Genomic DNA, 26,885 nt, shown 5'->3' on the forward strand with positions numbered 1-26,885 from the left:
CGAGCGACGTTTTCTGCCACAAGTTTTTGTATCCCTACCGGAAAGGTAGGAGCAATCAGATGAGTGTTGGTCGGGCGGTGCTGTACGTGGGGTCGGGGCACCCCGACGTGATGGATTCGGTCCGGGGGACCGAATGGCGGGTCGAGCAGGTCGACACCGTGGACGGCGTCCGGGAGCAACTGGACGGCGTGGACGTCGTCGTGAGTGAGCACGCACTGCCGGACGGGGACGGGACCGACGTGGTCGAGGCCGTGACGGAGTTACGACCGGAGACGGCCGTGGTTCTCGTCCCGGCCGGAGCGGGGGACCCGGAGTTGGCGCGACTGGCCGCCGAGCGTGCGGGCACGCGGTACGTGCCGACCGACACGCTCGACGGACCGGAGGATTTGGCTGCAGTCGTCGGCGAGTCCACCGAGCGGGTCGCCACCGACAGCCAGCGGTACCGCCGACTGGTCGAACAGACGACCGACGTCGTCGTCGTCGTCGACCGCGAGAGCGGCATCGAGTACGCCGACCCGACCATCGAAGCGTCGCTCGGATACGACCCCGCGAGGCTCCCGGGGAGGGACGCGTTGTCGTACATCCACCCCGACGACCGTGACCGCGTTACGGCGGCTCTCGACCGGGCCGTCGAGTCGCCGGACGAGAGCGTCAGCGTCGAGTTCCGCGTCGAGGACGCCACGGGCGAGTACCGCTGGGTCGCCGCGCGGGCGCGGAGTTTCGTCGACCACACGGTGATAGACGGCATCGTCGTCACCCTCCGGGACGTGTCCGACCGCAAGAAGCGCGAACGGGAGTTACGCCGCTACGAGACCATCGTGGAGGCCGTCGACGACCTCGTGTTCGTCCTCGACGAGGACGGGAACTTCACCTTCGTCAACGAGGCTCACGAGTCGATGACGGGCTACGAGGGCGACGCCCTCCTCGGGAGCAGTGCCGCCCAGAGCGTCCCCGAGGACGGCATCGAGCGGACCCAAGAGGCCATCGCCGACCTCCTCACCGCCGAGGAGCAGTCCCACACGACCTACGAGATGGACATCCTGACCAAAGACGACGAGCGAATCCCGTGTGAGACACACCTCACGCTGTTGACCGACGAGAACGGCGAGTTCTGCGGCACGGCAGGCATCGTCCGGGACGTGTCCGACCGCAAGGAGAAAGAGCAACTCTACTCGACGGTCGTCACCGAGGCGAACGACGGCATCGTCATCACGCAGGACGAGGAAGTGCAGTTCGCCAACGAGGAACTGGCGCGGATGCTCGACGGGTGCCGCGAGGAGATAGAGGGGACCTCGTACGCCGACTTCCTCGCCCCGGAGTACCGCGAGTTCGTCGTCGAGGGGCACATGAGCACGACCCCCGGCGCGAACGCGCGGTTCGAGGCGGAACTCCGCTCGCTGGACGGGGAGCGAGTGCCAGTCGAAGTGAGTACGACCCGTGTGAGGTATCAGGGCGGCACCGGCGAACTCGCCATCCTCCGTGACATCTCCGCCCGCAAGGAGCGCGAGCGCGAACTGGAACTGTACGAGACGATGCTCAACGCCGTCCCCGACCCGGTGTACGCGAGCAACGAGGACGGAGAGTTCGTCGCCATCAACGAAGCCACTGAGACGGTGACCGGCCTCGACCGGGCGGACGCCATCGGCGACCACGTCTCGGTCGTGATGGACGAAGCCGACGTGTCCCGTGGCCAAGAGGTCGTACAAGACCTGCTCGCGAACGACGACCGCGACCAAGGCATCTACGAGATGGACCTCTACACGACCGACGGCGACGTGATACCGATAGAGAACCACGTCGGTCTGCTGACCGACGAGAACGGCGAGTTCCGCGGGTCGGTCGGCGTGCTTCGGGACATCAGCGACCGCATCCGCCGCGAGCGTCGTCTGACCGTCCTCAACCGCGCTCTGCGACACGACCTGCGCAACAGTATGCACGTCATCCTCGCCAACGCCGACCTCATCGAACGCGACGTCGACGACGCCGACGTGATATCGAAACTCGGGATGATACGCAACCGTGCCGAGAAGATAAACAGCCTGAGCGAGAAGGCCCGCGAGATAGAGCAGATACTCGGGGACCAGACGGGCGCGCGCAAGTCGGTCGACCTCGCTGGGTTGCTCACCGAGCAGATGGAGACGTTCCGCGAGCAACACCCCGACGTGACCATCACCGCCGACCTCCCCGATTCGGCGTGGGTCCGTGCGACCGAACTCATCGACCGCGCCGTCGAGAACCTCGTCGAGAACTCCATCCAGCACACCGACGACCCCGAAATCGACGTGGCTGTCGAGATGGACGCCGACACGGTGGCCGTGACCGTCGCCGACAACGGTCCCGGCATCCCGGAGAAAGAACGCAGAGTCGTCAGACAGGGCAGCGAGACGCCGCTCGACCACGCGAGCGGCCTCGGCCTGTGGCTGGTCGCGTGGATAACGCGGGACTCGGGCGGGGAAATCATCTTCGAGGAACCCGAGGACGGGGGGAGCGCGGTCCGCTTGGAACTGGAACGCTGTGACCCGCAGGACACGGAGTCGGCGGCGGCCGCCGAGTCGGGCGAACACGCCGAGTGAGCGGTGTCCGCGCACAACGGGCGGAGGCCTAAAACGGCACTACCCCTTTCTCGTCGTATGACACGGACACGGCGACGATTCCTCGGGGCCGTCGCGGGCGCGACGACTGTGGGGGCGGCCGGTTGTCTCGGCGGCGGACAGGGGAGCGACGATAGTGCCCCCGCAACCGACGAGAGCGGCGAAAGCGACGGGGACGGGGGAAGTAACGGTAGCGGGAGCGGGAACACACTCGGCAGTCACCCGGCGACAACTGGCCTCGACGGTCAACCGCGCCTCGGCCCGCCACCCGGCGAGGCGGCGGGGACCATCGTCGCCTTCGAGGACCCGTCCTGTCACCGCTGTCGGGTCTTCGAGGAGCAGACGGCCCCGCGCATCCGCTCGGAACTGGTCGACCCCGGCGACGCGACGCTCGTGTTCCGGGGCTTCCCGAACGTGTATCCGTGGGGCGAAGTCGGCGTCAGGGCACTGGAGGCGACCTACGCCCGCGACGCCGACGCACACTGGGCACTCCTCGACCACTACTTCGACGAGCAAGCCACGTTCGAGGGCGAGGGACGCGAGGCGGTCCTCCCGCGAACCCGGGAGTTCCTCGCCGCCGAGACGGCGGTCGACGCCGACGCGGTGGTGGCGGCCGTCGAGGACGGTGCCGCCGACGCCGCCGTCGAGACCGACCTCGCGGCCGGGGAGGAGGCAGGCGTGAACGGCACGCCGACCGTGTTCCTGTTCCGGGACGGGGAGTACCGGACGCAGGCCACCGGGAGCGTGGGCTTCGAGTTCGTCACGACGGCACTGGGGCTGTGATGGCTCGGACGAGTCGGCTGCCGCGGCTCCCGACCCGAGGCCGGGACTGGCGGCTGATGGGGCGGACTGCCCGCCTCGTCCTCACGATTCCGGCGTACGCCGCCGTCGCCGTCGTAGCCGGCGTGCTCGGCCTGACGCTGTTCGTCGCCACGCAGAACCTCCGGCCGGTGCTCGACCTCGTGGTCGGCGGCCCCCTCTCGCTCGATGCGCGTCTGACCGTCCTGCTGGAACTGTACCCCGTCGTCGGGAGCGTCTACGGCCCCCTGACCAGCACCGTCCTCGTGGTGCTCGTGGCCCTCATCGGCGTGGACGTGGCGATGGTCGCCTACCACTTGCGCGAACACGGCCTGTCCGCCCGCGAGGGAAGCACGAGCGTCGTCGGCGTCGTCCTCGGGACGCTCGGTGCGGGCTGTGCGGCCTGTGGGACGGCGGTGCTAGCCGGTCTGCTCTCGCTGTTCGGCGCGGCGGGGCTGGTGACGTTGCTGCCCCTCGACGGCCTCGAACTCCCGCTGCTCGCCTCGTTCGTGGTCGTGCTGTCCATCTACTGGTTGGCCGACGGGATGCGCGGCGGGGAAATCAACGGCTGTCCGGTGGACCCGTAGGCCGCCGGCGGACCGCCGACCGGTCCGGTCGCGCCCGCGTTCTTAAATCGGATGCCGCCGTATCAGCGTGTGTGCCATGACAGTCGGTGACGGCGAGGACGACCCGTTCGCCATCCCTGCTCGTCCAGAGCGACGCTACCCACGGGGCGGCGGCGTCGAGTACGACGGGACGACGGTGTTCGCGCTCGTCCCCGACCCGGAACGAGGGGACGACAGTCTCCGGGTACTCGTGGAGCGTGTTCTCGACGGCGACGGCTACACCTACGGCGACTGGTTCGACCTGCCGATGCCGCTGTATCTGGTCCACGACGAGCGGACGGGCGACGTGTTCCGCGTCAGCGTCAGGGACGGCCGGATTCGCCTGCACGTCCTCCCCGAGACGGACCCGGCCGGACTGGAGCGACTGTACGACCGCCTCGTCGCGGTGGCCGACACCGACTGGGCCGTCGAGCGGCGGGTCGAGGATGCGTGACCACCCGCAGACCGACGGTACCGGTCCCCGGAGACCCAAAACCCACTTATCACCGACCCGACTTCACCCGAGCATGACTGTCTCGCGCGAAGTCGAACTCGAAGGCCACATCATCGACTCGGGGATGATGCAGACCTGTTTCGGCATCATCATGGACATGGGTGGTGCCTTCGAGGTCGAGGAGTTTCGAATCGGCCGCCGCAAGGACGAACACTCCTACGCCCGCCTGCTCGTCACCGCTGACACCGAGGCCGACCTCCAGTCCATCGTCCACGAACTCCACCAGAACGGCGCGAACCCGGCCGACCCGAAAGACGCCACGCTCGAACCGGCTCCCGCCGACCAAGTGGTCCCGAAGGGGTTCTACTCGACGACGAACCACCCCACCGAGATTCGCTACCGGGGCGAGTGGGTCGAAGTCGAGGACATCGAGATGGACTGTGCCGTGGTGGTGGAGGACGGCGAGGCACGGAGTGGCTCGGAACGGCCGAGCGGCGAAGGGAGTGAGCCGCGAGACGGTGAGAGTCCACGGGCGTACACCAAGGTCCTCAACGCTATCGAGGCCGACGACCTCGTGGTGACGGGCGAAGCCGGTATCCGGGTCAACCCGCCCGAACGCCCGCGCGGGTCCGAGGGGGCGTTCGGGTTCATGCAGGGCGGTGTCTCCTCGGAGCGACCCTCCGAGACGACCATCGCCAACATCGCCGAGGCGATTCAGGAGACGAAAGCCGAGGGCGGGAAGGTGCTGGCCGTCTGTGGCCCGGCACTCGTCCACTCGGGCGCGCGGGAGGACCTCGCCCGGTTGGTCCGCGAGGGCTACGTCGACATGATTTCGGCAGGCAACGGCTTCGCCGTCCACGACATCGAGCGTGACATCTACGGCACGTCGCTCGGGATGGACACCGAGAGTCTCGACCACCCCCGGAAGGGCCACAAACACCACATCTACACCATCAGCGAGGTCATCCGCTCGGGGTCCATCCCCGAGGCCGTCGCGGACGGAACCATCGAGTCCGGCGTGATGTACGAGTGCGTTGACAACGACGTGCCGTTCGTCCTCGCGGGGTCCATCCGCGACGACGGCCCCCTGCCGGACACTATCACCGATGCCGTCGAGGCCCAGAACGCCATCCGCAAGCAGGCACACGAGGCCGACATGGTGTTGATGCTCTCGACGATGCTCCACTCCGTGGCCGTCGGCAACTGCCTGCCCTCGACGACGCGTGTCGTCTGTGTCGACATCAACCCCGCCACCGTCACCCAACTGCTGGACCGTGGCTCCGCCCAAGCCGTCGGGATGGTCACCGACATCGGGACGTTCGTGCCGATTCTCGCCGAGAAGATTCTAGACGAGTAACAGCCCCACGAACCCGCGCAAGCGGTTTTTGCTCCAGCTTTTTGGCCGAGCGGTTCGCGAGCGGCGTGAGCGAACCCGAGGCGAAAAAGGTGGATGTGGGACGTTCGTGCCGATTCTCGCCGAGAAGATTCTAGACGAGTAAATTTTACTGCGTCGGGTGTCCTCGGGTGGCTTCGCCACCCTGCGGGTACAGCGTGGCGGCTTCGCCGCCACGTCGCCCGGTCGCGGGCGGCGGCCCGCGACCGCACTCCTCGCAAAATTTAGTATAAAACGGCCGGACGCTCTTTCACTCGCGTCCGGTACAATGTCCTCGGGACCGTCTCACGCCGCCGAGTCGGCCGGGAACTCCGATTCCACGTCTTCCGCGATGCGTTCGACGCCACCCTCTTCGACGATGCTCTCCAGTCCCTCGTCGAGCGTCCCGTCGACGAGGTCCTCGGCGTAACCCGCTTCGATTGCCTTTCCGACGACGATTTCCATCGTCTCCTCGACCAGTTGGTCGGCGTGGCCGTTCTCGATGAGTTGCTCGATTATCTTGTCACCGATGCCCTGCACCACTTCGTCGGAGTGGTCGCCCATGAGTTTGCGGACGATGCGTTTTATCGGACGCTTGAGAAACGCCGACCCGCCGATGCCGGGAAGTGCGTCGAGGATGATGTCGGCCGAATCCTGTACGAGTTCGTCGGCCGTGTCACCCTCCAACTTCTCGACGATGCGGTCACCGACGCCCTGAATCACCTCGTCGGCGTCGCCTTCCGACCGTATCTTCCGTGTGAGCAAGACGCCGACGGCTTCGACCATCTCGTCGGCCTCGTCCTCGCTGAGTTCACTCCCGATGCCGTCCCGGATGCGTTCCGCGATGGCCGTCCGCTCCTCGGCTTCGAACTGTATTTGATAGTCAGTATCAGACATGGCCATGATGTGTTCGGAACGATAATTAACGTTTGAGGGACAGATGCGATGCGTACTAAGCGGGGGCAGATATTTCGTCGGCCCGTGGTGCGGTCGGGTCGTCGCTCGACGGTGGGAGTCAGACGCCTTCGAGCGTCTCCCGGAACTGGTTGATGGCGTCGTCGGCGTCCTCGATGGCCGCGGTTGCGTCGGTCCCAGCCTCGTCAGTCAGGTCGGCGAGACTCCGCTGGATGCGGGCGAGGCGGCCGTGGTCGGGGTCCGCGTCACCGGTGGCGAGTGCGTCGAGTTGGTCTGCGAGTTCCGCGAGACGGTCGGCGGCCTCGCCGTCCGTGGCGTCGCCGGCGGATGCGACCTGTGTCGCGGCGGTCTGGAGTTCGTCGTGCGTCATGTGTGGAACGGCTACGACGCACACAATAGTTCTTGTGAACTTCACTGTCGTGGCCGGCAGGGGTTCGGGCGGGGAGTGGGCCTTTAACGCTGTAGACCGTACGAATGGCTACACGTTTGCATCCGACACACCCACCAACCAGTAAGGGGTGCCGCTTATACACGTGGCAACCGAATTGTACGAACGTGAGTGCGCAGGTTGAGCGACAGACCCGGTACGGGAGCGTGCCGTGAGTTGCAAGACGTTCGAGACTCCCTAATGGTATCCAACAACTCACTCGTCGAGAGCAAGGAGATTCACCGGCGGACCGGGAAGACGTTCTATTATGCAACCCGACTCCTCCCCGAGCGCATCCGGCAGCGAACGTACGTTCTCTACGCGTTCTTCCGCATCGCCGACGAAGTCGTCGACGACGAAGACAACGACCTCACGGCCGCCCAGCAACGCGAGGAGTTGCTTCGCATCCGGGAGGCCGTCCTCGGCCGCGAGGAGACTGACGACCCGGTGTTGCAGGCCTTCGCGGAGGTCCGCCGGGAGTCGGACATCACCGAATCCGACGTGGAACTGTTCGTGGACGCGATGCTCACGGACATCGAGAAATCCCGGTACGAGACCTACGAGGAACTCGAAACCTACATGCGCGGGTCGGCCTCGGCCGTCGGGTACATGATGACGGGCATCATGGACGTAGACGACCCGGACGTGGCCCGGCCCCACGCCCGGGCACTGGGCGAGGCGTTCCAGTTGTCGAACTTCCTCCGGGACGTGCGCGAGGACATCGTCGAACGCGACCGCATCTACCTCCCGAAGGAGACGCTGGAGAAGTACGGCGTCACGGAGGCCCAAATCGAGAACTGCGAGATGAGCGACGGGTTCCGGTCGGCGATGGTCCACGAGATGCACCGCGCCGAGAACCTGTACCGCGCGGGCGTCGAGGGCATCAAGTACCTGCCCGAGGACTGTCAGTTCGCCGTGTTGCTCGCGGCGGTGCTGTACGCCGACCACCACCGTCTCATCCGCAACCGTGACTACGACGTCCTCTCGGAGACGCCGGGACTCGCGACGACCCGAAAGCTCTGGCTCATCGCGAAGACGCGCTGGCACTGGCACTGGAACAAGGACCCCGAGGCCGTCTTCGAGCGTGTCTCGACCATCGGTGACGCGCCGTCACACGCACCGGGGCCGGAACCGCCCGAGTCCGTGCCGACGCAGTAGTCAGAACGTCAGCCGGCGGCTGGTTCACACGTCAATTTATATTTCAAGAAGAATATCTCGTCAGTGTGGCTGGCACCTGTGCTCATTGTGGAGACCGGGGTGTTCTACGAGAGTGTAACTACTGTGATGATCGGCATCGTTCGGAACACCAACTCCCAGAGAGTCACAACTGTATCCATATCTACAAGACAGAGACGCACGGGCCGGATTTCAGGTTATTCGGTGAGGCTATTCTGACTGCAAGAGCGAACAACGAGTGTCTCGATTGTGGGCAAGCCATCAAACGAAATCGAAAGCGGTGTTTCCAGTGTAGAGCGCGGCGGCGTCAAGCGAAGGGTGAGAGAGAGATAGCGAGAGATAGAGACGACAATTTATCAGATAATTTAACAAGAGGTGCAAACAACTGCAGAGACTGCGGACGAGCGACAGCAAGTTCGTACGACTACTGTTTTCGGTGTCGGAACACGGCAAGCGATGCCTCGGGAGAGAAAGCGGACAAGCCCAGCGAACAGTCTGGGGGTCTATTGAAGTCGCTGAAACCTGTGCTTGAACAAGTGTTCGACTACCTACGCTAGTCACCGCTCCGAGTTTCGTACCCGCCCGACCAGCGGCGCGGTGTCGAACACCCGAAAGTCGAACCGGTCGATTCTGACGAGGCCGAGGAAGAACAGACTCGCCACGGCCACGGGAACCCAGTTGCCGAAGTAGGCGTTGATGGCACCCCAGAGGATGACGAAACTCACCAGGTCGTCGAGCATGAACTCACAGCGGCGCACCCGGTCGGTGAGTGCGAGACGGTCGAAGGCGATATCGAACAGCACGACGGCCACCGTCGCCGAGAGGACCCACCCCTCGTAGTTCGACCACGGGACGGCGTAGTACGCGCCGCCGCCGTCGTAAGCCCAGAAGCCGAGCGCGACCGCACCGGGGTCCAGCACGAGGTCGACGGCGAGGACGGCAGCGATGACGACGGGTAGGCGCAACAGCGGGTTGGCCGCCCGCTCCCCGAGGAGGAGGGTACAGAGGAGGTAGCTGTTCAGGACGAGCGGGAAGAAGAAAATCGGGAGTCCCAGCGGCACGGTGTCCAGCAGCATTGGGCCGAGGTCCACGCCGTACTCGAAGAAGCCGTAGGGCCACCCGCGCGTGACGCCGACGTACTCGATGGCGTAGGAGTAGAGCGTGAGGGCGACCAGCGCGAGGAGTGCCTTGCGGTCCACGAGCGGTGCGACGCCCGCAATCAGCGGGAGGCGCATCACGAACGTCCCGAACAGCACGAGGTACGGGTTGAAGTTCAGGGGGCCGGGGAGGAGCGTCTCCGCGCTGGCGAGGAGGAGGACGGCACCGGCGAGCGGGAAGACGACGGCGATGGTGAAGCGGTTCTCCCGGACCAGTCGGTCGAGACGGGCCTCGACGCGCTCGCGGGAGACTGACTCAACCGCCATAGCCGAACACGAGGACCCAGAGACCGCCCAGTGTCAGGACCATCCCGGTGAGCGTGTTGATAGCGGGATACCACCAGTAGGCGTCGTCCACGTCCACGTCGGAGAAGGCGATGCCGAACACGAGCACCGGATAGAGGAGCAAGAGCGCGCCTAACAGGACGTGGACAGTGGCGAACGCCGCGGCGGCGGCCACCCAGCAGAGCCCACAGTAGACGTAGGTGCGGCGTTTCCCGAGGACGGTCGCAGTCGTCTGGATGCCGGCCTCGCGGTCCGGTTCGATGTCGGGGATGGCCGAGAACGTGTGCATCCCCATCGTCCAGAGCCACCCGCCGGCGATTGCGAGCGTCGGGGGCAACTCGCCGGCGACGGCGGTGAACGCGATGACGCCGGGCAGGATGTACAGGCCGTTCGAGACAGAGTCGAGCAGTGGCTTGGTCTTGAACCGGAGCGGCGGCGCGCTGTACTCGACGGCCAGCAGGTACCAGAGCGCGAGCACCTGCGCACCGACGGGCGGCACGAGGAAGATGTACAGTCCGCCCAGCGCGCCGCTCATCACGACGGCCATGACGACCCAGATGTCGTCACGATACCGGACCTCCTTGTCGTCTTTCTTCGGGTTCGCCTCGTCCACGTCGGCGTCGAAGGCGTCGTTGATGCCGTAGAGGAAGACGTTCGCGGGGACGGTGAAGAAGGCGAGGAGCGCGACGGTAACCGGCGTGAACAACTCACCGACGGACCCGGCGGCGTACGTCGCGCCGACGATGACAGGGCCGCCGAGGTACAGCCAGAATCGGGGGCGGGAGAGCCAGAACAGGTAGCCGAGCCGCGTCTCTTCGGAGGGGAGGTACCGGCTCACCCGGTTGAACCGGCCGGAGATGTCGAGTGGCGTGTCGGTCATCCTTATCGGTCGGCGATGACGGCGTCCGCGGTGTGCTGGCCGCTGATGAGACACATCGGGACGCCGATACCGGGCGCCGTGAACGACCCCGTGAAATAGAGGCCGTCGACCGCCGACGAGCGGCGGTTCGGGCGCAGGAGCGCGGTCTGTTTGAGCGTGTGTGCGAGTCCGAGGGCGGTCCCCTGAATCGAGTTGTACCGGTCGGCGAACTCCGAGACGGAGAACCGTTCCTCGACAGCGATGCGGTCACGGAGGTCGACGCCCGTGTTCTCGGCGATGTCGTCGAGCACCTTGTCGCGGTAGCGTTGCCGGGTGGCCTCGTCGTCGTCCAGTCCCGGGGCGATGGGGACGAGGACGAACAGGTTGCTGTAGTCGTCGGTGTTCCCGTCGGGGACCGTCGTCGGGTCCGTCTCGGAGGGGACACAGCAGTAGTACGCAGGGTCGTCGGGCCACGCCGGCCGGTCGAAAATCTGCTCGAAGTGGGGGTCCCAGTCCTTCGGGAGGACCAGCGTGTGGTGGGCGAGCGGGTCCACGTCGCCCTCGACGCCCATGTAGATGAGGAACGCCGAGGGGGCGTAGGTCTTGCTCTCCCAGTACTCCGCGTCGTACTGGCGTTCGTGTTCGGGCAGGAGTTCCTGCTCGGTGTGGGCGTAGTCGGCGTCGCTCACGACGTAGTCGGGGTGGTACTCCTCGCCGTCCTCGGTGGCGACGAGGAAGCCCTCCTTGCGCTTCGTAATCTCGGCGACGGGCGTGTCCGTGACGTACTCGACGCCCAACTCCTCGCCGAGGTCGACGGTGGCGTCGACGACGGCCCCGAGGCCGCTGTCCCGGCCGTCCCGCCCCACTGGGTAGTAGACGCCGAGGTTGAAGTCGACGTGGCTCATCATGTTGTAGAGCGCGGGGGTGTTGTGGGGCGCGCCGCCGAGGAACACCAGCGTGTACTGCATTATCTGCTGGAGTTTCGGGTTGTCGAAGTAGTCCTCGACGTGGCCCTGCATGTTCCCGAGGAGTTTCAGGCCGACGGGCGCGGCCTTGATGACGTCGAGGTCGACCCAGTCGCGGAGTCGGGGGCGGTCCTCGTAGACGAAGTTCTCCATGGCGAGTTCGTAGTTCGACTCGCTCTCTTCGAGGTACGCGTCGAACGCCTCGCCGGCTCCGTCTTCGTAGGACTCGAACAACGCCCGGACTTCGTCGCGGTCCGGGGACACGTCCAACTGGTCGCCGTCCTTGAAGAAGATGCGGTAGTGGGGGTCGAGTCGTTGGAGGTCGTAGTAGTCGTCGGTGGACTTCCCGAAGTGGCCGAAAAACCGCTCGAACACGTCGGGCATCAGGTACCACGACGGCCCCATGTCGAAGCGGAAGCCGTCGACTTCGAGGCGACTGGCACGGCCGCCCAGTTGCTCGTTCTTTTCTAGGACGCGCACGTCGGCACCGGCGTCGGCCAAGTAACAGGCCGTCGAGAGGCCACCGAAGCCGCCGCCGATGACGTCGATGGTCTCCCCGTCCAGCGAACTCATTGACTATCATACAGGGTTCTGTCTGTAAAAAGGTCCCTTCTCCCGGGTCGGCGAAACCGGGATTACGCAGCTCGCCGTAGAACGTGGTGATGGACGGGGTTACGGCAGTCGTCACCGGCGCGAGCAGTGGTATCGGGAGAGCAGTCGCCACCGGATTCGCGGCGGCCGGCGCGCACGTCGTGGTCTGTGGCCGGGACGCCGAGACGCTCGCGACTGCCGCCGAAGACATCCGCACCGAGGACGGCACGGTCACCGATATCCGGGCGGACGTGCGCGACGAGTTCGACGTGGAGCGAGTGATGGAGCGGGCGGCCCGCGAGGGCGGGGACATCGGCGTCGTCGTCGCCAACGCTGGCGTGTACCACGGCGAGGCGGGCGAGACGCCACTCCCCGAGGAGTCGTACGCCGCGTTCGACGACCACCTTCGCACGAACGCGAGGGGCGTGTTCGCCACGGTTCGGGAAGCAGTCCCGCATCTCGCGGCCGACGCGCGCGTTCTCGTCACCTCCGGGGCCGTGGCCCGCGAGGCGAAACCGGGCTACGGCGGCTACAGCGTCTCGAAGGCCGCTGCCGAAGCCGTCGCCCGGGGGTTCGCCGCCGACATCGAGCAGTCGGTCGGTGTCGTCGACCCCGGCGTCGTGGCGACGGACCTGACCGGCGGACGCGGCCGTGACCCCGAGTCCGTCGCCCCGCTGTTCCGCTGGGCCGCCACCGATGCCCCGGCCGAGGACGTGGACGGCGGCGTCGTGGACCTGAAGACGTGGAAGCGAGCGACCCGGTGACGGACGACCGGAGTTTTTATTAATACCGTACCGACTGTTACTAGCCACATGTCTAATAATTCGGCATCCGTATTTATTAACGGCGCGACGCGTCCCTCCGCAGCCGGTCTCGCCGGCGTCGTCGCGTTGGTCGTGCTGTCGGGCGTGGCGGTGATGGCGGGGCTGTGGAAGGTACTCGTCATCGGGTGGGTGGCGTTCGTCGCGATGGCGGGCGCGATTCCGCTCGGGTCGCGGTCGGCCACGGGCGCGAGTGCGGCCCAACTTGTCTGGGGGTACGGACTCGCGAGCGGGGCGATGATAACGAGTGCGGCCGTCTTTCTCGTCCCGCAGGCCATCGGGTTCGACCCGCGAGTCGGCGGGTTCGGCGTCGCGGCCGGTATCCTGCTGGGCTTCGGGTCCCACATCGTCGGTCACCGGATGGCACACGTCGAGAGCACGTTCGACGACACGGCCGTCCAGCTGTCGGCGCACGCGCTCTCGGCGGGCGTCATCATCGGCCTCGTCTACGGGTCGATGCCGGAGTTGGGACTGTTGCTCGGCCTCGCCATCGTCTCGCACAAAGGACCGGCAGGCTACGCCGCGGCGCGACGGCTGACCCAGAGCGGCAGGTCGGCGTCCGTCATCCTCCTGCCCGCGTCCGGTGTCGGCGTGGCCGCCATCCCGTCGGCGTTGGTGAGCCTGCCGAGCGTTCCCGTGGTGAACGCCGCTGTCTTCGGGTTCGCCGCCGGCGTGTTCCTCCACGTCGCCATGGACTTCCTGCCCGAGTGTGAGGTGGGCGGCGAGGTGGGCGAAGTAGCGAACGTCTCGGGGGACGCCCACGAACTGCTCGACCGCCTCCGCCTCCACGCCGCCCTCAGTACCTCACTGGGCGGCCTAGCGGTGTTCGTCGCGTGGCTCGCCGTCGGCCCCTGAGACTGCGGCACGTTCTCTCGCTCGTCCGTGTCGGTCCGGGAGCGGCACGTCTATATTGACGAACGTAGTCCACAGTTCCCCAAAACGCGACAATCACAGCCACCTTGGGCAGAATATAAGGACAATATTTCTTCTTAGCCGATATTGCTGGACATTCAGGGAAAGATATTTACCGGTGTCGCACACACGTACTGATAGCCATGACAGAATGTGACGACTGTGGCTCGGACGTAGCCCACGTCTGGCGGCACCGCGAGTTCGAGAGCGAGACGAAACGCACCCTTCACTGGGTGTGTCCGGCCTGCCACCCGGACCTCCCCTCGGAACTGACCGTCGAAGTCGACGCCAGTACCGCCCCGGAGGACGGTCAGACGGGCGCGCCGGAACTGCGCTCGGACGGTGGCGTCGTCTCGACGACGAACCCGGCATCGCCATCCCCCAGCATCGACACCGACGGCCGCTTCGACTGCCCCATCTGTTCGGGTGCGACAGTCAACGGCCAAGGGATGTACGACTGTTTGGATTGCGGGTGGACCGGTCCGCGCTGACGCCCCTCCTCACAACACCGCGAGCGTCGTCGGGTCGTCCAACTCCCACAGCACCGCCGGGAGGAACGCGCCGAGGTTGTCCACGACCCGCCGCTCGGAGACGTGCAAGCCGTCACAGTGGTCGTGTGCCGACTCGCGGACGGACACGCGGATGTCGCCGCCCCGCCGACTCGTCAGCGTTCCGGGTTCGTCCACGGTCACTTCGAGCGGGAACACCGAACACCGCGCGGGCTTCCAGTCGTGGTCGGCGTGGAGGGAACAGAGGCCGTCGTCCCGGAGGAAGTAGCAGGCCTCGCCGTCCTCGTCGACGTGGTCGTCACGGTCTTTGCTCTCCTGTCGAACGAAGTCACGCCCCTGAAACTGCGTCGTCACCTCCCCGAGGTTCGCACAGTCGGCCAGCGCGAGCAAGTCCGGTTCGTACAGCAGGACGCCGTGGTGACAGCACCACGTGCAGTCCTCGACACACTCGAACGTGAGCGCGGGGTCGAAGTCGACGACGACCTCGTTCCCGGCGTGGACTTCGACGACGAGCGGGTCGGACACGCCGGGCCGTAGACACTCGACGGGACTAAACACTTCGCTACGGCGGGCGTGCGCCGACCACACCAGCGGGAGGTACGGTTTTGCTCGTGGAACACCCACATGGAGTGATGAACAGGCGGCAGTTCCTCGCGTCCGCGATCGTCGGCCTCGGGTCCCTCGCCGGCTGTAACACCACGGACCGCGGGACGCCGACGCTGACGCCCGTGCGCGTGGAGGAGACGGAGGTCAGCACCCCTATCCGGGAGCGCGTCGGGGACGTGGACCTCCCGGTGCCGCGGGGAGAACTGCGGACCGCCGTCCCGCGGGACCAGATTCCGGCCATCGTCGACCCGGCGTTCGCCGAGGACTGGGCGGGGCTGTCGGTTCCCGAGTCGTCGGGCTACGACGGCGGCCCCCTGCTCCCGGAGTCGTCCCCGGTCGTCGGGGTGGAAGTGGACGGCGAGGCGAGGGCGTACCCGCTCCGGGTGCTCAACTGGCACGAGGTGGTCAACGACGCGTTCGGCGGGCCGTTGTTGGTGACCTACTGCGTCCTCTGTGGGAGTGCCATCGTCACCGAGCGACGCGTCAACGGCGCGGTGACGACGTTCGGCGTCTCGGGGCAACTCTGGCGGTCCGACCTCGTACTCTACGACCGAGCGACCGACAGCCGCTGGAGTCAACTGCTCGCCACGGCCATCCGCGGCCCCCGGACCGGCGAGCAACTCACGCTCCGCCCGTCGTCGCTGACGACGTGGGGCGAGTGGCAGGACCGCCACCCCGACACGGTGGTCTTGCTCCCGCCGCCAGAGTCGGGCCGCATCGCCGACCGAGGGCGGAACGTCGACTACTTCACCGACAAGTACAGTTACGACGGCGACCCGCTCGTCGGCTACGAGCGCACCGTCGAGCGCGTCCCCCCGCGGACGCTCGTCGTCGGCGTGACAGTCGACGGCGAGGCCCGTGCCTACCCCCACGGAACCGTCGCCGAGGCGAACGTCGTCAACGACACGCTGGCGGGGACACCGCTCCTCGTCACGACGACGCCCGGGGGGTCGCTGGCGGCCTACGACCGGCGACTCGGCGGGCGAACGCTCACCTTCGAACCCGAGGACGAGCGACACGTCCGGGCCGGCGGGTCCAAATGGGAGCGAGCGACCGGCGCGGCCGTCGACGGCCCGTACGCGGGAGCGCGACTCACGCGGGCGAACGACATCCCGCCGCTGTTCTGGCTCGGCTGGTCGAACTTCAACCCGGAGTCGTCCGTGTACGGCGACTGACCGCTAGTTGTACTCCCGCCAACGGTTCCCGCAGTCTTGGCACTTGAAGAATCGCGTCGGTGGTTCGTCGGCGGACCCGGTCTGTTTGATCGTGTACCACGCCTTCCCGTGACCGCACTCGTCGCAGGTCACGTCGTCGGCGGTCGGTTTCCCCTCGAAGTCGGCCCCCTCCTCGGTTTCGATGACGTCGTCGTCGGTCTGTTCGTCGGTGGTGACGAACTGGGCGGCGCGCTCCTCGTCTTTCTCGACGGTCGCACCGCAGGACGAGCAGACCATCTCGTCGCCGTCGCCGTGCATCATCGACCCGCACTCGTCGCAGAATTGCATGGTGAGTAGCACAACGTCGCCGCCCGGCCCAATTGGGGCTTTCGCTTAGAACGGTTGGAGCGAGTCGACGGCGGTCACCTCGAATCGCGCGCCGCCGGATTCGGCGTCCGTAACCGCAATCTCCCAGCCGTGGGCGGCGGCGATGCGCTCGACGATGGCGAGGCCCAGTCCGGTGCCATCCGTCGAGGAGGTGACGCCGGGTTCGAACACTTCATCGCGCTCGTCGGGCGGGATGCCCGGACCGTCGTCTTCGAGGTAGAAGCCGGTGCCGTCGCCGTCGCCGATGGTTCCCACGGTGACGGCGGGGGTGACCCCGGCGTGTTCAGTCGTGTTGCGAAAGAGGTTCTCGAAGGCCTGCCGGAGGCGCGCCGGGTCGGCCTGCAGTGTGGCGTTCTCGTCGGCAATCGAGAGGGTCGCCTCGGGTGCGTCGACGCCGTCCCACGCCCGTTCGGCCACCCCGGCGAGGTTCGTCCGCTCCGTCTCGTCGATGGCTTTTCCCTCGCGGGCCAGCGCGAGTACGTCGTCGATGAGCGTCTTCATCTGGTCGAGGGCGGCCTCGATGCGGTCCAAGTGCGAACTGTCGTCGTCCTCGCGGGCGTTCTCGATGGACCGACGGGCCACGTCGATGGGGTTTCGCAGGTCGTGTGAGATGACGCTGGCGAACGTTTCGAGGTGCTGGTTGCGCTCCTCCAAGTCCGCGATTCGCTCGGCGCGGTCGTTCACGTCGGTGTAGACGAGGTACCCGCCGTCGCCGGAGGGTACGTTCCGGAGGCGGAAGGTCCGTTCGCCGTCGGCAGTGGCACAACGTACGTCACGGTCGAGTCTATCCCCGGTGTCGATAGCGGCCGCGATGTCGTCGATGACATCGCCGGTGACGACGGTGTCACCGAGTGAGACGGTCTCCGGTGCCTCGTCGGCGTAGAACGTCTCCTCGAACGCGGGGTTGACACGCCGGACGCCGACCCCGGCGTCGCTGGTAGCGTAGTGTACGACCGGGTCGTAGTGTGCCGACAGGAAGTCCGTCCCGTCCATGTCCCACTCGGGGTTACCGAGGGCGAAACATAAGTGTTGAGTACGGCACAGCGGACGACATTGTCGCCCGAGTCGGGGGAGACATCGCAGGCCCGTCGTGCCGCCCACCGCACGCGCGGAACGCTCGCATACTGGCAGTGATACGACGACACGACCCCGGTGTCAGTCGTGAGCGAGCAGTAACAGGTGTCCGAACCATCACTACAGAGGCGGCGTTTCTCCCCCGATATCCACACATCTACGCGCATTTCCGTCGCGTTTCACTACAAACCTGTATAAAATCATCGCAACCACTAATACACCAGGAGTATCAGCAAAGAACAATGATTCACAGTTGTCTCCGTCAGGACCGGAGATGGCCCGCCCGAGGAGGAACTGTTCGGAGCGCGTGGCCCGGTGGGTCCCCCATCGGTGCGGACAGTCGTGCCGTCGGCGTCGAGTGGCGAGGGAGACGTGGTGTCCGTGACGCGGGAGGTGAGGGGCGGTGAAACTCCGTGCCGTCGTCCTCTCGTCGCTGCTGATTTTCTCCGCGCTGACCAGCGGCGGGATGCTCGCACAGAGTGTCACGGCACAGACGAGCGGGAACACCGGCACGCTCGTCGTGGACGTGAACGGTGGGGCGGACTACCGGAGTATCCAGAACGCAGTCGACAACGCCAGCGAGGGGTCGACGGTGGAAGTCCGGCCGGGAACGTACGAGGAGCCCGTAGATATCGAGAAGAACATCTCACTCGTCGCTCCCGACGGTGCGACGGTCGCAAACACGTCCGCGGTCGCGGCGAACTACAGCAGTACCGAGGCACGCGCGGGGCTCCAGATTTTCGGCACCGCGACCCCGCAGATTAGCGGGTTCTCACTCCTCGGTTGGCAGTGGGGTGTGAGCGCGGGCGCGTCGGAGCGCGGCTGGGTCCTGCAGGATACGATAATTCAGGACGGACGCCTCGGTGTCGGTGGGGCTGGGACTGGGGCCGCGTGGACCGTCGACAACGTCTCGATTCACAACGTTGATATTGGCGTGAGCGGGTACGGCAGCAGCGGTGCGTGGACCGTTCGGAACTCGGCCATCACCAACGCCTCGACCGGCGTGCTGGCGAACGAGTCACTCGGTGACTGGACGGTCGAGCGGACGGTCGTTCAGGACGTCGAAGACGCCGTCATGGCCGGCCAAGGGGTCGCCGGAGACTGGACGATAGCGAGGTCGCTGATTCGGAACGTCACGTCGGACGGGGTGGCGGCGAGAATCGCGGTCGGTAACTGGACGATTCAGTCCACGACCATCGTCAACGCGACGCGCGGCGTCGACGCAGTGGGGACATCGGGGTATTGGGCGATACACGACTCCAGGTTCCTGAACAACGCCGATGCGGCGGTGGACGCACGGGATGCGGTGGTTCAGGGGAACGCAACCGACAATTTCTGGGGTACCGAAGACGGGCCGAGCGGTGACTTCAGCGGTTCCGGTAGCCCGGCCTTCGGGAACGTCAGCGTCTCGCCGTTCTACTCGGACGTGAACCTGACGAGTACCGCCACGTTCTCGGCCGGGTCCGACAGTCAGCCGACGCCCACAGTCAGGGTCGGGTCCGCCGAAGTCGATGTCGGAAACACGACCACAGTACAGACCAACCTCACGGTCGCACCGAACGGCGTCTCGTCGTACATCGTGAACGTCTCTGTCGGGAACGGGTCCGTCGGGCGGATTACGGACGCCGCGATAGGCCCGGCGTTCGCGCAGACGATCGAGGGCAACGAGACGTACGCGACGCTCATCGACGACACGAACACGACGGTGACGCTAGCTGCACAGGACTTCACGGAACAGGTCGGTCCCGGGGCGACGAACGTCACGCTGGGGACGATAACGCTCGAAGGACAGAACGCCGGGAGCGCGACGCTGATACCGGACGTCGACAACCAGCGGGGAATTCGGAACGACACGACTGAGCGAGTCACGCCGACGCTGGCGAGTGGGTCGTTGACCGTCAACACCGATACGACCGACAGCGGTGGTACTGACACAGGCGACAGCACCACCGAGCAACAGGTCGGTACTGGCGGCGGTGGCGGCGGTGGTGGCGGTGGCGGCGGTGGCGGCGGTTCGGGCGGCAGCAGCGACGACTCGACACAGGTGACGGTCGACACGTCGACGACGACCGAATCCGACGCCGAGACCGAAACGGAGACTGACCCGGACTCGGAAACCGAGGCCGCGTCGGAGACCCGTGACATCGAGATATCGGTGCGCGACCCAGACCCGGACCAACCGGTCAACGTCGACCTCGAACCGACCGACAGCGACAACGACGCCGACCTGACCGGCCTCTCGGTCGACGTCGCCGAGAGCGAGGACTTCTCCATCCGAGCTGCCGCGAGCCGCCGGCAACCCGCGGACGCTCCGGAATTCACCCCGCAGGAGGCGGAAGCGACGGAACCGCTCTCGTACGTCGACATCGACGCAAGCGTGCCGAACTCGGCCATCGACGAGGCGAACGTGGACTTCCGGGTGTCGAAAGACCGCCTCGCTTCGATGGAGAACACCGACGCCGACGACATCGCCGTCTACCGGCACACCGACGAGTACGAGGAAGTCCCCATCCAGCAGACGCGTGAGACGGACGACTTCGTGTACTACCGGGCGAGTGCCGACGGCTTCTCGGAGTGGACAGTCGGTGCCAAACAGCCCCGGTTCGAGGTGCTCCGCGCGGCAGTCGACGTCGAGTCGGTCACGGTCGGTGACAGCGTCAACGTCATCGTCCGCATCACGAACACGGGCGGCGCGGACGGGGACTTCCTCGCGGAGTTGCTGCTCAACGAGGAAGTGGTCGACAGCCGCGAAGTGTTCATCGCACCGAACGGCACCTCACAAGTGACGTTCGACCGTGAGTTCGGCGAGGCCGGCACCTACCGCGTCCGGGTCAACAACGCCTCGGCCGGACAGGTGGAGGTCGAGGACACTGGCGGTTCCGGAGCCACCGACGCCGCGACGAACGGGACGCAGACGACCGAAGCGTCGACCAGTTCCGGCATCGGCGGCCCGCCCATCAACCCCGTCGTCGCACTCCTCGCCCTCGTCGTCGTCGCCGCCGCCGTCGGCTACCGACTGCGGCAGGCGTAGCCGTCGGGAGCGAACGCGTCGCCGCTCAGTGCTCGTCGGTTGCCGACTCTGATTCCTCGCCATCGTCGCCGCCGAGAATCGCATCCATCGTCGTGGTGTAGTCGTCGGCGTCGGCGGCCGCGGTGTCACCGTCCGCATGCCCGTCGGTTTCGTCACCGGTGTCGGCACGCTCCCCCTCCGTGACAGCACCGCCCTCGTCGCCGGCGGCGTCGGCGGTGGTCCGCTCGTCGGCCGTCTCGCTGGCCTCAGCACCGGCGGCGTCGGTACCGTCGCTGGTGTCGGCACCGTCCCCGCCGAGAATCGCGTCGACCGTACTCTCTGGTTCCTCGTCGTCGGTGTCGGCCGCGTCCGCCCCGTCAGCCTCGTCCTCAGGCCGGTGGTCCGGGCGGGCGGGGGATGCAAGTCGGACGCTGACGACGGCACCCCGCGGGTCGTTGTCCGCGAACTCGATGTCGCCCTCGGACTTGTCGACGACCCAGTACGCCAACCAGAGGCCGATACCGCTCCCGTGTTCGAGTGCGGTCTCCTCGCCCTCGAAGAGGACGTCCTGTTCGTGGTCGGGGATGCCGGGGCCGTTGTCGGCGATGTGGAGTTCGACCGCGCCGTCAGTTCGGTCGAGCGTGACCTCCACGACCGGGTCCTCGGCGTCGTTGTGTTCGGCGGCGTTCTCGACGAGGTTCTCGACGGCGAAGTCGACGGACGGAATCGCCAGCGCGTCGCACGTGTCGGGCAGGTCGAGGCGGAACTCCACCGTCGGGTACTCCCCGCGATACTCCTCGACCGCCGCCCTGACGCGCGGCACCATGTCGAGAGTCTCGACACCGTCCGCCGCGCTCTCCATGGCCGTCTCGATGTCCCGTGCTTTCTGGCCGTGGTCGATGAGGCCCTGCCCGATGTCCTGTATCTTCTCGGCGGCCTCCTCGCGGCGGTCACGGGCGTCGAAGTCGGGGAGCATCTCGGCGTAACTGAGGATGACGCTCATGTCGTTGCGCAGGTTGTGCCGGAGCAGGCGATTGAGGACGCCGAGGCGTTGTTCGCGCTCGCGGATGGCGCGCTCGCGTTCGCGGACGCCGCGAGCGAGGTCGTTGTACCCGTCGCTTATCTGTTGCCACTCCTCGGCGGCCGACAGGTCGAGCGTGTAGTCGTAGTTCCCCTCCTGCATGTGGCCGAACGCGGTCAGTAGCCGCTCTGTCTGGCGGAGGTTCATCGAGTACTCCCAGAACCCGAGGCCAGCGATGACGCCGACGACGAGGAGGATGCCCAGACCCTGTGCCAGTGCGAGGTCGTTGAGTCGCTGGTTCAGCGGGGCACGGTCGGCGGCGACGGTGACCTCCCAGCCGGTGAACCCGACCGTCGCCGTCTCGGCGATGGACGAGTCGAACGTCGTGTCACGCTCGAACAGCGGGACGGTCGACCCGTTGGCGGTGGCGTTTATCTGGACGGTCTGTCGGTCGGTGACCAGCGGACGGGCGGCGACGAAGAAGTCGGCGTCGGAGACACGGATGGCTCCGGCGAAGACAGCCGTGAGGTTCCCCGTCGTCGGGTCGAACACGGGCGCGCTGACTATCACGACGCGCTGGTCGCCGGACACCTCCACGTCGCTGACGTGTGAGCTGCTCGCGTTGTTGACGATTTCGCCGACGTACGGACGGGTACTGACGTTCCGACCGAGCGCGGCCCGACGGTCGACAGCGTCGACCTGTCCGCGGTAGTGGACGATAGTCCCGTTCGTCTCGATGAGTTGGGCCGCGTAGAAGCGGGTACCGCCGACGAACTGGTCGAGGCGGTCCGGGGCCGTCGACGGGTCCGCGGCCCGGGGGTCGGAGGCGTAGAACTTCACCGTGTTGACGCGTTCGCGGACCACCGCGTCGACCTGTTCTGCGGTCTGCCCGGCCGTCTGCTCGACGTTGTCCCGAACCTGCCCCTCGGCGCGGTCCTTGAATACTTCGAGGCCGACGAGGACGACGCCCGCGAGGACGACGCTGGCGACGAGTATCGCTATCGCCAGTTTCGTCCGAATTCTCATGCGACGTGTTTGCGCACCGACGAATATAACGATACGGGAACGCCGTTGCCTGTCGATGCGCATATAAGCCTTGCGGCCGAGGTATCGGTACAGACAGTGTCATTCGACAGTCGCAGTCGACCGAGCGTCCTCGTCGTCGACGACGAGACGGACGTCGCGGACGCCTACGCCATGCAGTTACGCGAGGAGTACGACACGGACGTGGCCTACGGCGGTGAGGAGTGTTTGGAGAAGGTGTCGGACGACACCCAAGCGGTGTTGCTGGACCGACGGATGCCCGACATCCACGGCGACGACGTTCTCGACGAACTTCGGACCCGTGGCTACGACTGTACCGTCATCATGGTGACGGCCGTCGACCCCAACCTCAACATTCTCGAGATGGATTTCGACGACTATCTCTGCAAACCCGTCGATAGGGAGACGCTCTCGACCACGCTGTCGCAGTACCTCGACACCGAGACGGCCGACATGGACCCGCGACTGGACGAGTTTTTCAGCCTGCTCTCGAAGTTGAGCGTCCTCGAAGAGGAACTCTCTCCGGGCGAGTTAGAGACCGACGAGGAGTTCGCCCGTCTCAAACAGGAGGCCGTGGAACTGAGCAGCGAACTCCGGGACTCGGTGGACGACTTCGAGGAACTCGTCGAGACACACCGGGCCGTCGCTCGCGGGTCCTAGCGGCTACTCGCCGAGGGTGCTCTCGTCCCCTTCGAGTGCTCGCTGTTCGGCGACGATGGGACAGTCGAGGAGCCGAACCGTCTCCATGTCGAGGAACTCCACGATGGCCGCACCCTCGTAGGTACAGTTGACCTCCGGCGGCCCGGTGAAGTGTTCACAGCGTTCACAGAAGCGGTGTTTCGACACCTCCGAGAACACCTGTTCCTCGGCGTCGCCGTCGGCCCCGTCCGCGAGCGAGTCCCAGACGGCGTCCGGGTCTATCTCCTCGACGCCGGCCGACTCGAACGCCTCGAACGGGTCGTCCTCGTCCGGCACGTCCGAGAAGGAATCGAACGGGTCGTCGTCGGGTGCGTCGCCCGGGTCGGTCGACCCCGCGGCCGGGTCCGCGTCGGCACCCCTGTCGAAGGGGTCGTCCGGTAGTCGTCCCGGTCCGGCGTCGTCCGCGGTGTCGGCCCGGTCGTCGGGCAATTCGTCGGCGTCGTCGGCCGCGTCCTCGGCCGGGCCGTCCAGTTCCTCGAAGGGGTCCTCGTCGTCCGGGGCGTCGAACGCCTCGAACGGGTCGTCGTCGTCGCTCATTCGTCCGCCCCGGCCTCGATACCGTGTGGCGTGACGAGGTGGGGTTTCCCGAGGAAGCCGTCCTTCGGTTCCACGTCGGTCACGGCCGCCCCGCAGTGCGGGCACTCGGGGTCTGTCATGAGCGCGATGTCGACGCCCTCGCCGCAGGCTTCACACGCCGCACGGTCGATGTCGTGCCGGGCGGCACTCCGCTTGATTCCTTCGACGGACGTGCCACGCTTGGACTCCGCACCGGTCCGGTCGCGGAGGTCTTTGACGACGTGGGCGACGGTCTGTAGTTTCTGCTGGGTGTCCTCGAGTGCGTCGGTCACCTCGTCCATCTCCCCGTCGTACTCGTCGACGTGTTCGGAGACGGTCTGGCGGAGGGTCGAGAGGTCGGCGTCGAGGTCCCGGACCGTCGCCGCGAGGTCGTCCATCCGGTCGTCGAGGGCGGGGTGGTCGTGGTCGGCCGGAGCCTTCGCGTCCGCCTCCCGTTTCACTTGGACGACGCGGTCGCGCACGTCGTCGAGTTTGTCGGCGAAGTCGGACTCGACGGCCGCGATGCGGTCCTCCGTCTCGGCGGCGGCCTGTTCGGTGGCCGTCTGCGATATCTCGTCGCGGTAGTCGTTGAGTGCCTCGGAGACGACCCGTTCGATTTCGAGGCGGTCGGCGACTGCGTCGGCGATGTCGGGGAGGCGGTCGGCGACGACGTCCCGGACTTCGGTCTCGACGTCCCGTATCGCCACGTCGTCGAGGGCGGTGTCGGGGTCGACGGTTTCGGCGGCACGGTACGCCGCGAGCAACTGGACGAGAACCGTCTCACGGTCGGTTCCACGTTCCGTCGCCTCGTGGGCGACCCACTCCGCGAGGTCCGGTGGGAGAGAAACGGAGATAGGGTCGTCCGTCGACTCACTCGCCATCTACAATTGATTGGCCGCTGTGACAGTTAAGCGTTTGCCACGGCTTAGATGGCGTAACGAGGTTATTATCGGGCGGTACACACGTCCTACGTCAGCGTATTTTGCGCACGTCGCTGATGTCGAACCCGGCGTCGCCGATTTCCGTCTCGAAGCGGATGATGTCCTCCTCCTCGATGCGCGAGAGGACGCCGCGGAACTTCTTGAACACGAGCGTCCGGGCGCGTTCCGACCCGCCCTGTTCCCACTCGAAGGCCATCGTGCCGTTGACCGCGTCTATCAACTGGCCGTGTTGCTCGGGCGTGACCGTCTCGTGGTTGACGTGGACGAGGATGAGACCGTTCCAGGAGTACGCGGCCTTCTGGAGGCCTTTCAGGAGGTAGACGACATCGGACCAGTCCCGCCCCTCCGCGGTGGCACTGATGAGGTCCGACAGCGAGTCGATGACGACGAGGTTCCCCGGGGCGTGTTCGCTGAGGTACTCGCCGAGTGCCGGGAATATCTTCTGCCGGTCGTGCCGGCCGGCCATGTCCCGGATGTGACTGCTCGCACCGGCGTACCACTCGCGCGGGACGTTGCTGGCGTGGAAGAAGGATTCGGACATGTCCACCACGTCGACGGCCTCCATGCCCGCCGCCACGATTTCCTCGTCCATCGCGCGGGCCATCTCGCTGTAGAGTTGGTCGCCGCTGGCGGTGAAGGAGACGTAGTGAATCTCGTCGGGGACGGTGGCGTCGGCGGCCAGCGACCCGTAGTAGAGGTCGTGTAACTCCTCGTCACGCTGTGCCAGACCGTTCATGAGGGTGCTCGTGTAGATGAACTCACGGGACCCCGCCCCAGCCTCCCCCGACAGTAGGACGACGCTTCCGGGGGGCGCGCCCCCGTCGATGACCGTGTCCAACTGTCGAACCCCGAAGGGGATGCGGTCCATACGGTACGGTTCGGACGTGGCGTGTTAGCCCTTACGACGGGTTCAGCCGCGAACACTACCCTACCACGCGTCCGGCGGCCAGCGGGTCAGGACTCCACGGCGACACCGTGGTTCCGTGGGGTCGTGACGAGAACGCGGCCACTGACACCGACTGTGTCGAGGGCTTCGGCCGCGGCGTCGCGGGCCGCGCCGACGCCGCGCTCGTCGGTCAGTCCCCAGACTGCTGGCCCCCACGAAGACTGTCCGGCACCTGCGACGGCCGGGCAGTTCGAGAGTGCCTCGACGATGCGGCCCGCTGGCGGGCGGTAGACGCCCCCCTGTTCGTCCGCGTACCACGCGCCGTTGAGACGCCCCAGTTTCGCCACGCCCGCACCGAACGTGTCGCGGTCACCTTCGGCGGCCCCGGGGAGGACACGACGGAGGAGGACACCACCGATGTCGTCGGCGATGCCCGGGTCGGCGCGTTCGACCACCGACCGCATGCTCTCGTCCTCGCGGTCACCGCTCCGCCCGGCACCCGTCTCCGGGAGGGCGACGACGAACCGCCAGTCGGTAGGGAGTTCGTGGCGTGCCGTCACCGGCGGGACCGTCCAGACGCCGTTCTCGGGCGGGGCGGCGGTGAACAGTTCGGTCGGGTGCCCACCGTCGACGACGAAACCGCCGGACTCGAAGGCGGCGACGCCGACGCCGCTACGGCCGCCGCGGCCCATCGCCGGGGCGTGGTCGCGCACGGCCGGGTCGCGGTCGTGGGCGGCGGCGACGGCCGAGAGCGTCGCCAGCGCGAACTGCGTTCCGCTCCCGAGGCCGACGTGCCGTGGCAGGCGGTCGGTGACGGTGACGGCCGCGCCCGGCACGTCGAGCAGGTCGACGGCGCGTTCGGCACACTCGGCGACGAGGGCGTCGTCACAGTGGACGCCCTCGGCAGTCTCGGCTTCGACGACGACGCGTGGTGCGTCGAGTGCCACGCCGACACCGCCGTACAGCCGCTCGCGGGCGAGCGAGAGGTTCTGGAAGCCGAAGTGAAGACGCGCGCCAGCCGCCACCCTCGCGGTCATGGGGAGACGTAACCACCGGGTCGGCAAGGAGGTT

At 66.6% G+C, this 26,885-nt stretch carries 25 protein-coding genes; 12 read left to right on the forward strand and 13 right to left on the reverse strand.

Features of this window, described 5'->3' with window-relative positions; all coding sequences use genetic code 11:
* Positions 1 to 59: 59 nt before the first annotated feature.
* The 5 genes from MUG95_RS04165 (at position 60) to MUG95_RS04185 (ending at position 5,805) form a co-directional block, all read left to right on the forward strand.
* Positions 60 to 2,573: a PAS domain S-box protein gene (locus MUG95_RS04165; protein WP_247009817.1), complete on the forward strand. Its 2,514-nt coding sequence runs from the start codon at positions 60 to 62 to the stop codon at positions 2,571 to 2,573.
* Positions 2,574 to 2,630: 57 nt separating this feature from the next.
* The gene (locus tag MUG95_RS04170; RefSeq protein WP_247009818.1) at positions 2,631 to 3,374 is read left to right on the forward strand and encodes a DsbA family protein; all 744 of its coding nucleotides are present in this window, start codon (positions 2,631 to 2,633) and stop codon (positions 3,372 to 3,374) included.
* Positions 3,374 to 3,976, forward strand: coding sequence for a hypothetical protein (locus MUG95_RS04175; protein WP_247009819.1), 603 nt, complete (start codon positions 3,374 to 3,376; stop codon positions 3,974 to 3,976). The genes MUG95_RS04170 and MUG95_RS04175 overlap by 1 nt, the downstream gene beginning before the upstream one ends.
* A gap of 76 nt (positions 3,977 to 4,052) precedes the next feature.
* Positions 4,053 to 4,448 (forward strand): hypothetical protein, encoded by a 396-nt coding sequence (locus tag MUG95_RS04180; protein WP_247009820.1) that lies wholly within the window; start codon positions 4,053 to 4,055, stop codon positions 4,446 to 4,448.
* A 73-nt stretch (positions 4,449 to 4,521) separates the two neighbouring features.
* Entirely contained in the window at positions 4,522 to 5,805 is a 1,284-nt protein-coding gene (locus tag MUG95_RS04185; protein WP_247009821.1) for an ornithine cyclodeaminase family domain, read from the forward strand.
* Between the two features lie 321 nt (positions 5,806 to 6,126).
* Here the strand turns inward: MUG95_RS04185 and MUG95_RS04190 are convergent, their stop codons facing one another.
* Both MUG95_RS04190 and MUG95_RS04195 read right to left on the reverse strand, forming a co-directional pair.
* Positions 6,127 to 6,717 carry a DUF445 domain-containing protein gene (locus MUG95_RS04190; RefSeq protein ID WP_247009822.1) on the reverse strand — a complete coding sequence of 197 codons (591 nt, stop codon included), beginning with the start codon at positions 6,715 to 6,717 and terminating at the stop codon, positions 6,127 to 6,129.
* A 118-nt stretch (positions 6,718 to 6,835) separates the two neighbouring features.
* Positions 6,836 to 7,105, reverse strand: coding sequence for a DUF7553 family protein (locus MUG95_RS04195; RefSeq protein WP_247009823.1), 270 nt, complete (start codon positions 7,103 to 7,105; stop codon positions 6,836 to 6,838).
* A 258-nt stretch (positions 7,106 to 7,363) separates the two neighbouring features.
* Between MUG95_RS04195 and MUG95_RS04200 the strand changes: the two genes are divergently transcribed.
* Entirely contained in the window at positions 7,364 to 8,320 is a 957-nt protein-coding gene (locus MUG95_RS04200; protein WP_247009824.1) for a phytoene/squalene synthase family protein, read from the forward strand.
* A gap of 575 nt (positions 8,321 to 8,895) precedes the next feature.
* Here the strand turns inward: MUG95_RS04200 and cruF are convergent.
* The 3 genes from cruF to crtID are packed head-to-tail and all read right to left on the reverse strand — an operon-like array spanning position 8,896 to position 12,177.
* Positions 8,896 to 9,762, reverse strand: a complete 867-nt coding sequence (gene cruF, locus MUG95_RS04205) for a bisanhydrobacterioruberin hydratase (protein ID WP_247009825.1) — start codon at positions 9,760 to 9,762, stop codon at positions 8,896 to 8,898.
* A complete protein-coding gene (locus MUG95_RS04210) occupies positions 9,752 to 10,660 on the reverse strand; it encodes a prenyltransferase (RefSeq protein WP_247009826.1) in 909 nt (302 codons plus the stop codon). The genes cruF and MUG95_RS04210 overlap by 11 nt, the downstream gene beginning before the upstream one ends.
* A 2-nt stretch (positions 10,661 to 10,662) precedes the next feature.
* Complete coding sequence (gene crtID / locus MUG95_RS04215) at positions 10,663 to 12,177, reverse strand: bifunctional phytoene desaturase/3,4-desaturase (protein WP_247009827.1); 1,515 nt, start codon at positions 12,175 to 12,177, stop codon at positions 10,663 to 10,665.
* A gap of 89 nt (positions 12,178 to 12,266) precedes the next feature.
* Between crtID and MUG95_RS04220 the strand changes: the two genes are divergently transcribed.
* The 3 genes from MUG95_RS04220 (at position 12,267) to MUG95_RS04230 (ending at position 14,419) form a co-directional block, all read left to right on the forward strand.
* A complete protein-coding gene (locus MUG95_RS04220; protein WP_247009828.1) occupies positions 12,267 to 12,959 on the forward strand; it encodes an SDR family NAD(P)-dependent oxidoreductase in 693 nt (230 codons plus the stop codon).
* Positions 12,960 to 13,007: 48 nt separating this feature from the next.
* On the forward strand, positions 13,008 to 13,871 hold the full coding sequence (locus MUG95_RS04225; RefSeq protein WP_247009829.1) for a ZIP family metal transporter: 864 nt from the start codon (positions 13,008 to 13,010) through the stop codon (positions 13,869 to 13,871).
* A gap of 200 nt (positions 13,872 to 14,071) precedes the next feature.
* A complete protein-coding gene (locus MUG95_RS04230) occupies positions 14,072 to 14,419 on the forward strand; it encodes a hypothetical protein (protein WP_247009830.1) in 348 nt (115 codons plus the stop codon).
* 9 nt (positions 14,420 to 14,428) lie between these two features.
* Here the strand turns inward: MUG95_RS04230 and MUG95_RS04235 are convergent, their stop codons facing one another.
* Complete coding sequence (locus tag MUG95_RS04235; RefSeq protein ID WP_247009831.1) at positions 14,429 to 14,962, reverse strand: hypothetical protein; 534 nt, start codon at positions 14,960 to 14,962, stop codon at positions 14,429 to 14,431.
* Between the two features lie 107 nt (positions 14,963 to 15,069).
* Between MUG95_RS04235 and MUG95_RS04240 the strand changes: the two genes are divergently transcribed.
* Entirely contained in the window at positions 15,070 to 16,218 is a 1,149-nt protein-coding gene (locus MUG95_RS04240) for a DUF3179 domain-containing protein (protein ID WP_247009832.1), read from the forward strand.
* Between the two features lie 3 nt (positions 16,219 to 16,221).
* Here the strand turns inward: MUG95_RS04240 and MUG95_RS04245 are convergent, their stop codons facing one another.
* Complete coding sequence (locus tag MUG95_RS04245; RefSeq protein WP_247009833.1) at positions 16,222 to 16,545, reverse strand: transcription factor S; 324 nt, start codon at positions 16,543 to 16,545, stop codon at positions 16,222 to 16,224.
* Positions 16,546 to 16,590: 45 nt separating this feature from the next.
* Positions 16,591 to 17,577 carry a sensor histidine kinase gene (locus MUG95_RS04250; protein WP_247009834.1) on the reverse strand — a complete coding sequence of 329 codons (987 nt, stop codon included), beginning with the start codon at positions 17,575 to 17,577 and terminating at the stop codon, positions 16,591 to 16,593.
* Between the two features lie 484 nt (positions 17,578 to 18,061).
* Between MUG95_RS04250 and MUG95_RS04255 the strand changes: the two genes are divergently transcribed.
* Positions 18,062 to 20,689, forward strand: coding sequence for a PGF-pre-PGF domain-containing protein (locus MUG95_RS04255; RefSeq protein WP_247009835.1), 2,628 nt, complete (start codon positions 18,062 to 18,064; stop codon positions 20,687 to 20,689).
* Positions 20,690 to 20,714: 25 nt separating this feature from the next.
* Here the strand turns inward: MUG95_RS04255 and MUG95_RS04260 are convergent, their stop codons facing one another.
* Positions 20,715 to 22,715 (reverse strand): sensor histidine kinase, encoded by a 2,001-nt coding sequence (locus tag MUG95_RS04260; RefSeq protein ID WP_247009836.1) that lies wholly within the window; start codon positions 22,713 to 22,715, stop codon positions 20,715 to 20,717.
* 96 nt (positions 22,716 to 22,811) lie between these two features.
* On the opposite strand from MUG95_RS04260, the gene MUG95_RS04265 reads away from it, so the two are divergent.
* A complete protein-coding gene (locus MUG95_RS04265; RefSeq protein ID WP_256463867.1) occupies positions 22,812 to 23,393 on the forward strand; it encodes a response regulator transcription factor in 582 nt (193 codons plus the stop codon).
* 3 nt (positions 23,394 to 23,396) lie between these two features.
* Here MUG95_RS04265 and MUG95_RS04270 read toward each other — a convergent pair whose 3' ends face one another.
* The 4 genes from MUG95_RS04270 to MUG95_RS04285 form a co-directional block, all read right to left on the reverse strand.
* Positions 23,397 to 23,969, reverse strand: coding sequence for a DUF8135 domain-containing protein (locus MUG95_RS04270; RefSeq protein ID WP_247009837.1), 573 nt, complete (start codon positions 23,967 to 23,969; stop codon positions 23,397 to 23,399).
* Entirely contained in the window at positions 23,966 to 24,868 is a 903-nt protein-coding gene (locus tag MUG95_RS04275) for a magnesium transporter CorA family protein (protein ID WP_247009838.1), read from the reverse strand. The genes MUG95_RS04270 and MUG95_RS04275 overlap by 4 nt, the downstream gene beginning before the upstream one ends.
* Before the next feature lie 91 nt (positions 24,869 to 24,959).
* Positions 24,960 to 25,796: an RAD55 family ATPase gene (locus tag MUG95_RS04280; RefSeq protein WP_247009839.1), complete on the reverse strand. Its 837-nt coding sequence runs from the start codon at positions 25,794 to 25,796 to the stop codon at positions 24,960 to 24,962.
* A gap of 86 nt (positions 25,797 to 25,882) precedes the next feature.
* Positions 25,883 to 26,851, reverse strand: a complete 969-nt coding sequence (locus tag MUG95_RS04285; RefSeq protein WP_247009840.1) for a beta-ribofuranosylaminobenzene 5'-phosphate synthase family protein — start codon at positions 26,849 to 26,851, stop codon at positions 25,883 to 25,885.
* Positions 26,852 to 26,885 lie beyond the last annotated feature (34 nt).

The organism is Halorientalis litorea (assembly GCF_023028225.1).
Classification (GTDB): Archaea; Halobacteriota; Halobacteria; order Halobacteriales; family Haloarculaceae; genus Halorientalis; species Halorientalis litorea.

Excerpts from the sequence above, each read along its gene's own strand:
- MUG95_RS04165 (WP_247009817.1), top strand. The coding sequence starts at position 60 with ATGAGTGTTGGTCGGGCGGTGCTGTACGTGGGGTCGGGGCACCCCGAC.
- MUG95_RS04170 (WP_247009818.1), top strand. The coding sequence starts at position 2,631 with ATGACACGGACACGGCGACGATTCCTCGGGGCCGTCGCGGGCGCGACG.
- MUG95_RS04175 (WP_247009819.1), top strand. The coding sequence starts at position 3,374 with ATGGCTCGGACGAGTCGGCTGCCGCGGCTCCCGACCCGAGGCCGGGAC.
- MUG95_RS04180 (WP_247009820.1), top strand. The coding sequence starts at position 4,053 with ATGACAGTCGGTGACGGCGAGGACGACCCGTTCGCCATCCCTGCTCGT.
- MUG95_RS04185 (WP_247009821.1), top strand. The coding sequence starts at position 4,522 with ATGACTGTCTCGCGCGAAGTCGAACTCGAAGGCCACATCATCGACTCG.
- MUG95_RS04190 (WP_247009822.1), bottom strand. The coding sequence starts at position 6,717 with ATGTCTGATACTGACTATCAAATACAGTTCGAAGCCGAGGAGCGGACG.
- MUG95_RS04195 (WP_247009823.1), bottom strand. The coding sequence starts at position 7,105 with ATGACGCACGACGAACTCCAGACCGCCGCGACACAGGTCGCATCCGCC.
- MUG95_RS04200 (WP_247009824.1), top strand. The coding sequence starts at position 7,364 with ATGGTATCCAACAACTCACTCGTCGAGAGCAAGGAGATTCACCGGCGG.
- cruF (WP_247009825.1), bottom strand. The coding sequence starts at position 9,762 with ATGGCGGTTGAGTCAGTCTCCCGCGAGCGCGTCGAGGCCCGTCTCGAC.
- MUG95_RS04210 (WP_247009826.1), bottom strand. The coding sequence starts at position 10,660 with ATGACCGACACGCCACTCGACATCTCCGGCCGGTTCAACCGGGTGAGC.
- crtID (WP_247009827.1), bottom strand. The coding sequence starts at position 12,177 with ATGAGTTCGCTGGACGGGGAGACCATCGACGTCATCGGCGGCGGCTTC.
- MUG95_RS04220 (WP_247009828.1), top strand. The coding sequence starts at position 12,267 with ATGGACGGGGTTACGGCAGTCGTCACCGGCGCGAGCAGTGGTATCGGG.
- MUG95_RS04225 (WP_247009829.1), top strand. The coding sequence starts at position 13,008 with ATGTCTAATAATTCGGCATCCGTATTTATTAACGGCGCGACGCGTCCC.
- MUG95_RS04230 (WP_247009830.1), top strand. The coding sequence starts at position 14,072 with ATGACAGAATGTGACGACTGTGGCTCGGACGTAGCCCACGTCTGGCGG.
- MUG95_RS04240 (WP_247009832.1), top strand. The coding sequence starts at position 15,070 with ATGAACAGGCGGCAGTTCCTCGCGTCCGCGATCGTCGGCCTCGGGTCC.
- MUG95_RS04245 (WP_247009833.1), bottom strand. The coding sequence starts at position 16,545 with ATGCAATTCTGCGACGAGTGCGGGTCGATGATGCACGGCGACGGCGAC.
- MUG95_RS04250 (WP_247009834.1), bottom strand. The coding sequence starts at position 17,577 with ATGGACGGGACGGACTTCCTGTCGGCACACTACGACCCGGTCGTACAC.
- MUG95_RS04260 (WP_247009836.1), bottom strand. The coding sequence starts at position 22,715 with ATGAGAATTCGGACGAAACTGGCGATAGCGATACTCGTCGCCAGCGTC.
- MUG95_RS04270 (WP_247009837.1), bottom strand. The coding sequence starts at position 23,969 with ATGAGCGACGACGACGACCCGTTCGAGGCGTTCGACGCCCCGGACGAC.
- MUG95_RS04275 (WP_247009838.1), bottom strand. The coding sequence starts at position 24,868 with ATGGCGAGTGAGTCGACGGACGACCCTATCTCCGTTTCTCTCCCACCG.
- MUG95_RS04280 (WP_247009839.1), bottom strand. The coding sequence starts at position 25,796 with ATGGACCGCATCCCCTTCGGGGTTCGACAGTTGGACACGGTCATCGAC.
- MUG95_RS04285 (WP_247009840.1), bottom strand. The coding sequence starts at position 26,851 with ATGACCGCGAGGGTGGCGGCTGGCGCGCGTCTTCACTTCGGCTTCCAG.